Raw genomic sequence first — 5596 nt, 5'->3', positions numbered from 1 at the left:
TTTTCAAAATCTTGTCCCAAGTCGTTTTCTTCATAAGAGAGTTTTTTAGTGATTAGCGATTAGTGATAAATGATAAGCAGGCTGCGCAGCCTTTAATTCTTTAATTTTTAATTTCCAAAGCCTCCGGCTTTGGATCCTATCCCAGCGGATCATCTTCAATCCCGCCGTCACCGCCGGAATCACCACCGCCGGAGTTGCCACCGGAAGAACTGCCATCTTCGTCTTTCGGGCTATAAAGCTGGAAGGTAATATTATTGGGCGCACTTCGAGTGGTGGCATTCGCCTCGTTCACCAGTCTCAGACTGCTATCCGTGAGGAAACGAATGTTCACCTTATCGATATTCTTCACCACACAATCCTCGGCTTTCTCAGTTCCCACGCTATGAAAGGTGGTATAAAACACTCCGAAGCCATCCAGTTTCACACTGTCCCCGTCTGTCAACTTACGTTTCAGGTTACGCACGATAGCTTTCATTACATGCTCCACGTCCTCGGCAGACATGCCGCCCATTTCTTCGATTTCCTGGGAAAGGCGCTTGATGTCATACAACCTGGAGGTGCGAGCTTTACGCTTCAGGTAATTCAGTTTAGGAGACGAGGCATCCCCGACTTTCCTGTGGCGCAAGGTGCGCTCTACAATTACTGCCATAAAATTAAAAAGGTTTAAGTTATAAAAAATAAGTTCCTGTCGCCTGAAGCGAAAAGAGAGAAAATCCCGCGGCGATCTTCCTTTTCCGATTCGGTGAAACAAAGGTACGACAGGGTGATGAAAGGAATTCCGGTTCAGTCCGGTTGAGGAAGCAATGGGAACAATAAAGCAATAATAAATTATTGTAAGGTGAAACAAATGCACTATATTTGTGTAGTAATTGACATTATCAGATTAAATAGTATAACAGGATGGAGATTTTAGAAACCAATAATCAAGATATCCGATGGAAACAACGTTTTCAAAATTACGAGAAAGCATTCCATCGTTTATCGCGTGCAATAGAGATAGTCCGGATTACCCCCGATGACGACCTGTTGCAATCCGGGCTTGTACAGACATACGAATATACATTTGAACTCGCCTGGAAAACATTGAAAGATTATCTGGAAATGGAAGGATTTCTTTTGCGCTCTCCACGCGAAACAATCCGGCAAGGGTTTCAAAGCGGATATATCACAAATGCCGAAGACTGGTTACAGGCATTGGCAGACCGGAATCTGAGCGTTCACATCTATGATGATGAAATCATTGTACGTGTTCTCAGAGATATCTACGAACGCTACTTCTTTATCCTGCAAGAATTCTACACTAATTTCAAAGCCAGAGCCGATGAATGAAACTCACTGGAATAAATATGGCATAAGTGCAACAAACGGAAAGCGGATCACAGATATTCTTTCACAATTTGCTGAAGTGCAGGAATCCATTCTTTTTGGTTCGCGGGCTAAAGGAAACTTTAAACCCGGTTCTGACATCGACCTTGCTGTTAAAGGACCGGTTTCTAAAGACACATTATCCGCTCTGCTCACCGCCTTTGAAGAGTCTTTATTACCTTACTTCGTAGACGTGGTGATTTACGAACACATCACAAACGAAGCTCTAAGAGAGCATATCGACCGGGTAGGCATAAGTATCTACAAATCATAATATTCCCCTCTTAAAGAGTTGTATTATTCACGAAAAATCAGTAACTTTACGTCATATTTAAAACCCATAAACCTAAACTTTAATTATGACAAAATCTGATGCAAACCTCTCTACAGAAGAGGTATTCCCCATCCGTAGTTACGGAAAAGGCGAACTCGCCTGTCTCTATATCCACAACGTACAACAGGCAAGCGCCGTCAAGGAATTCAACATTTGGATTCGGAAAGCACCCGGACTGGAACAGAAACTTTTGGAAACAGGAATGAGCCGCAGTGCAAGGAGGTACACCCCGAAGCAGGTACGGCTCATCGTAGAAGCGTTGGGAGAACCTTAAATTGGAAGTCCGAGTGCTTCATTAACCGATATTATTTGTAGTTGAATTAGCTCTTTTCTTTCGGGGTATGAATCAGTTACGAGCTACAAGTAGCTGCGCTATATTCCGAAAGAATCCATGCAAATGAAAAGTACATACATAATCCTATTACTTCTTTTTTAGAGTCCTTCTATATCTTTGATAGATAAACCCGTCACCTGATGGATAACCTCGGAGGAAATATTCAAGGATTTCATTGTTCGAGCATTCTCTACGTTTCTTTCTTCCCTGCCTTCTTCCCTACCTTCTTTCCTGCCTTCCTGCATACCTTCTTCCCTACCTTCCTGCATACCTTTCTGCCAGCCTTCCTGTCTGCCTTCCTGTCTGCCTTCCTCTGCCGCCGTACTCAGCACATCGTTCTGAATCATCACGGCATTGATATGTTCGTCATACGCCAATTGTTCCGCCCTGTCCATATTGTAATAAATCAGTTTGCGGCGTGCTTCTTCCAGTCCGGGAGCTTTCGTATCGGGACGGATAATGCCGGTTTTCAGATACTCTATCCACTCCTCAAGCGGGGTGACGGCTACTTTATTGAACTCATTCACCCGGATCAGGAAGTATTCGGGGAAGATCTCGGCAGGAAGCTTGCGCACGATAGCGTCTTTCTCTTTGGTGGTAACCTCAAGGAAATCGCCCGTATGTACACCTACAAAGGAGTTCTGACCGTGGTACAAGTAATCGTTTCCCTTGCCAATGTCGAAATAGAGAATGCTGACGGAGTACACTTTCTTCACTTCCGAGTAAAGTTCTCCCAGTTCGATATGCTCCGTGATGGCCTTGGCAACGCCGAAGAGGATGCGTTCCAAATAATATATTTCGCGCGTGTTCTGCACCTCTACGATGATGATTTCATCCTTGCTATTACGCGCCTTGATATCCACACGGTTGAACTTCTCGTTTTCACGTTGCTGATTGCCCTCGCTTTCCAATATCTCGACGATGCGGATAGACTCGCCCAGTAATACGGTGAGGAAACCTTCGAGCACACCAAAGTTGGCCTTGTTGCGAAGCAAACGCTTAACAGCCCAATCAAAACGTATATATCTGTCTTTCTGTTCCATGACTTTCTGTTTTTTCGTCTTTCCAATTATCCACAAAGGTAAGCATTATTTCTGTTGCAAAAGTGCCGGAAAGCAATAATTTACTTCATTACGGAAAAGATAAGGAAGGAAGGAAACCAGTTGACAAGTTGACAAGGGAACAAGGGGCTGCGCAATGCTTCTGTGCCGCATGGAACCTTGTCACCTGGTCAACTTGTTAACTGGTCAACTTTCCCTCAAAACCGAAAGAAATTAAATCCACGCCTTATTGTCAAACTGCGTATTTATGGGGCCGGGCCTATCACCCGCCCCCTCTTCGCAAGGCGAGTAGCGCCCGTTTACAATGTTATACACGAAAGTTGCATTGCCGGGAGTACCCAGATGCTTGAACTTCACCTTCTCAACATGTATCGTCACCAATCCTTTCTGATCGTCACGTTCCACGATGATACCGAAATCGGCCTTGTTATAAAAATCCGAGGAACCGAAGATGTCATACATCCCCACACAGGGCGTGACACCCGTCAGCGGATTGCGGTTCATCTTGCGCGGATGGGCTACAAGGATGACCAGGCAATGGTAGTGCGTGGCAAAGCGGCTCAGACTGTTCAGCAGTGAAGACAGGTATTGAAGCTCCGTCTGTCCCGGCGGGAGGCGCTGGTCGATGCGGTTCAGCGGGTCGATAACCAGGATACGGATACCCTTACGCACTACCAACCCACGGGCTTTCTCCAGGATCGTGTCTATGGAATAATCCTCATCGCCCGGAAGGATGTGGCACACATTTTCCGTAAGGAACTGCACAGACTTTTGGTAAAGCTCCTCCGTCATCCCGACACTGGGATTGAAGCCGAAGCCCGTCAACTTCTCAATCAACTTACGGTGATGATACACGATGGGCATATTCTCGGGGCTGAAATAGGCAACCTTCCACTGGTGGCGCAGGCAAAGTCGCATTACCAGCTCGTCCAACCATTCCGACTTACCGTCACCGGGACGGCCGCTGATTAGCAGCAGACGCTGAAGCTCGAGCGTACAATATTTATCGAAATTCTCCCAACCGGTATCGGCACCACTGCTCATGCCGTTCTCGTAGAGGGCACGCAATTCCCCGGCGAGCTCTTCGGCAGTGAAGACTCCTTCCAAAGGGATTTCCTCAGCCTGCTCTATGCAGATACCAAGACTCCCGGCACCAAATTGAGCCAGATGCTCATTGGCGTCCTTGCACCCCGGACCAAAATGCACAATCCGGCAACGCTCCGTTCCCAAGCGGCGGAGAAGCTCATCACGCAGTTTCAGGCCGGCGGAATCCTCGTCCACGGCGATATAAATGGTTTTCTTATCTTCAAAGTGAGTGGGAATGAAACGGTCCAGCCAGGTCAGGTTACTGTTGGCACCGCTGGGCACGGATACGACATCCCGACGGCCGATGGTGACGAACGAGGCAGCATCCAGTTCACCCTCGGTGATGATACATTCGGGTGTGTCCAGTATGGAGTCTATGTTGTAGGGGATAAGTTCAGCATCCTTCACCATTTTGAAATGCTTCTGTCCGCTTCGGAATTTGGTGTTAACCAATTCGCCGCTTTCGAAGTAATTGAAGCAGATGCAGTTCTCCAGTTTGCCGGACTGGGGCATAAATTCTTCCTGTTCGGTGATTCTCAGGTCGCGGATGGCGGACTGGGACAGGTAGCGGGTGGAAACGAGGTAGTGTTCGGTCTTTTCGCTAAGTGTCAGCCGAGTGGGGGCGAAGGTCGGGCGGCGAAAATGGGCGGGAGGTACTTGCTGCCGTTTGCGCGACTCCGCCCTTTGGCGGCGTTCGCGAAGTTCGGTTTCGTCGGGGACACAGCCTTTCCAGCCGCAGTGGTGGCAAAGGAACTTACCGTCGTCCAGATTGACGGAAAGGGATTTGTCACGCTTGTTATGGCGGGTTTCTGTGCAGTGGGGACAAGTGGTTTTGATGTGGCCGGCAGTGCGTCGGTTGACGTCGATGCCGAGGGAATGGAAATCTCTCATTGTAGTGTATTTGACGGAGTTTTTTTTAGACAGAAGAACAAAAGAACATATTTTCGCCTCATGAGGGCGTTGTTTTCGTCCCGTGGAAGGATTTTTTCCGCCCCACGGGGCGAGGTCATCCCGTCCCGTGAGACGGATTTCGTCGCTTCACGAGGCCGCTTTGCTCCTAAGCCGGGGAAGAATCCATTGCTTCGTCCGGTCGTTCCAGATAGCATTCTCTTCCGGGCGGGGAGGTGCTTCATCGGGGATGGGACAACCCATGTAGGTGCGTTGCCCGCCGATATGCTTCTCGAAGCGGTAAGGGTCGAGGGAATGGCTTTGCTCGGCAGCCTCCAGCTTCAAAAGCTCTGCATGCAGGAAGGCGGAGGTACGGCTGCCGGGAGCCGTGAAGTTAGCAAAATACTGGTGTACGTCACTGCCGTTCAGCAAGGACGGGCCCTTGTCGTAGAGCAGAATGTGCTGCTTGAAGAAGCCTACGGCCTCTTTGAAGTACCGGCTCAGCAAACCACCATACCCGCTCTTCAT

General features: G+C 48.3%; 7 protein-coding genes. 3 read left to right on the top strand and 4 right to left on the bottom strand.

What is annotated here, in order from left to right; translation table 11 throughout:
- Positions 1 to 136 precede the first annotated feature (136 nt).
- On the bottom strand, positions 137 to 649 hold the full coding sequence (locus DWW10_RS25465) for an HU family DNA-binding protein (RefSeq protein WP_118422433.1): 513 nt from the start codon (positions 647 to 649) through the stop codon (positions 137 to 139).
- 251 nt (positions 650 to 900) lie between these two features.
- Between DWW10_RS25465 and DWW10_RS25460 the strand changes: the two genes are divergently transcribed.
- The 3 genes from DWW10_RS25460 to DWW10_RS25450 all read left to right on the top strand — a co-directional run bounded on the left by DWW10_RS25460 (position 901) and on the right by DWW10_RS25450 (position 1973).
- Positions 901 to 1329: a nucleotidyltransferase substrate binding protein gene (locus DWW10_RS25460; protein WP_022391708.1), complete on the top strand. Its 429-nt coding sequence runs from the start codon at positions 901 to 903 to the stop codon at positions 1327 to 1329.
- A complete protein-coding gene (locus DWW10_RS25455; RefSeq protein WP_022391709.1) occupies positions 1322 to 1639 on the top strand; it encodes a nucleotidyltransferase family protein in 318 nt (105 codons plus the stop codon). The genes DWW10_RS25460 and DWW10_RS25455 overlap by 8 nt, the downstream gene beginning before the upstream one ends.
- An 85-nt stretch (positions 1640 to 1724) precedes the next feature.
- Entirely contained in the window at positions 1725 to 1973 is a 249-nt protein-coding gene (locus DWW10_RS25450) for a DUF4248 domain-containing protein (RefSeq protein ID WP_022391710.1), read from the top strand.
- A gap of 158 nt (positions 1974 to 2131) precedes the next feature.
- Here the strand turns inward: DWW10_RS25450 and DWW10_RS25445 are convergent, their stop codons facing one another.
- From DWW10_RS25445 to DWW10_RS25435, 3 genes are all read right to left on the bottom strand, one after another.
- The gene (locus tag DWW10_RS25445) at positions 2132 to 3076 is read right to left on the bottom strand and encodes an Rpn family recombination-promoting nuclease/putative transposase (RefSeq protein ID WP_022391711.1); all 945 of its coding nucleotides are present in this window, start codon (positions 3074 to 3076) and stop codon (positions 2132 to 2134) included.
- A 231-nt stretch (positions 3077 to 3307) separates the two neighbouring features.
- A complete protein-coding gene (locus DWW10_RS25440; protein ID WP_022391712.1) occupies positions 3308 to 5071 on the bottom strand; it encodes a bifunctional DNA primase/helicase in 1764 nt (587 codons plus the stop codon).
- Between the two features lie 147 nt (positions 5072 to 5218).
- Positions 5219 to 5596: DUF7833 domain-containing protein (locus DWW10_RS25435; protein ID WP_476375031.1), on the bottom strand; the 378-nt coding region annotated here is incomplete at its 5' end.

Origin of the sequence: Bacteroides intestinalis, from assembly GCF_003464595.1 — a bacterium.
Classification (GTDB): Bacteria; Bacteroidota; Bacteroidia; order Bacteroidales; family Bacteroidaceae; genus Bacteroides; species Bacteroides intestinalis_A.
This window is presented reverse-complemented; position numbering and strand designations above follow the sequence as displayed.

Excerpts from the sequence above, each read along its gene's own strand:
- DWW10_RS25455 (WP_022391709.1), top strand. The coding sequence starts at position 1,322 with ATGAATGAAACTCACTGGAATAAATATGGCATAAGTGCAACAAACGGA.
- DWW10_RS25445 (WP_022391711.1), bottom strand. The coding sequence starts at position 3,076 with ATGGAACAGAAAGACAGATATATACGTTTTGATTGGGCTGTTAAGCGT.
- DWW10_RS25465 (WP_118422433.1), bottom strand. The coding sequence starts at position 649 with ATGGCAGTAATTGTAGAGCGCACCTTGCGCCACAGGAAAGTCGGGGAT.
- DWW10_RS25440 (WP_022391712.1), bottom strand. The coding sequence starts at position 5,071 with ATGAGAGATTTCCATTCCCTCGGCATCGACGTCAACCGACGCACTGCC.
- DWW10_RS25450 (WP_022391710.1), top strand. The coding sequence starts at position 1,725 with ATGACAAAATCTGATGCAAACCTCTCTACAGAAGAGGTATTCCCCATC.
- DWW10_RS25460 (WP_022391708.1), top strand. The coding sequence starts at position 901 with ATGGAGATTTTAGAAACCAATAATCAAGATATCCGATGGAAACAACGT.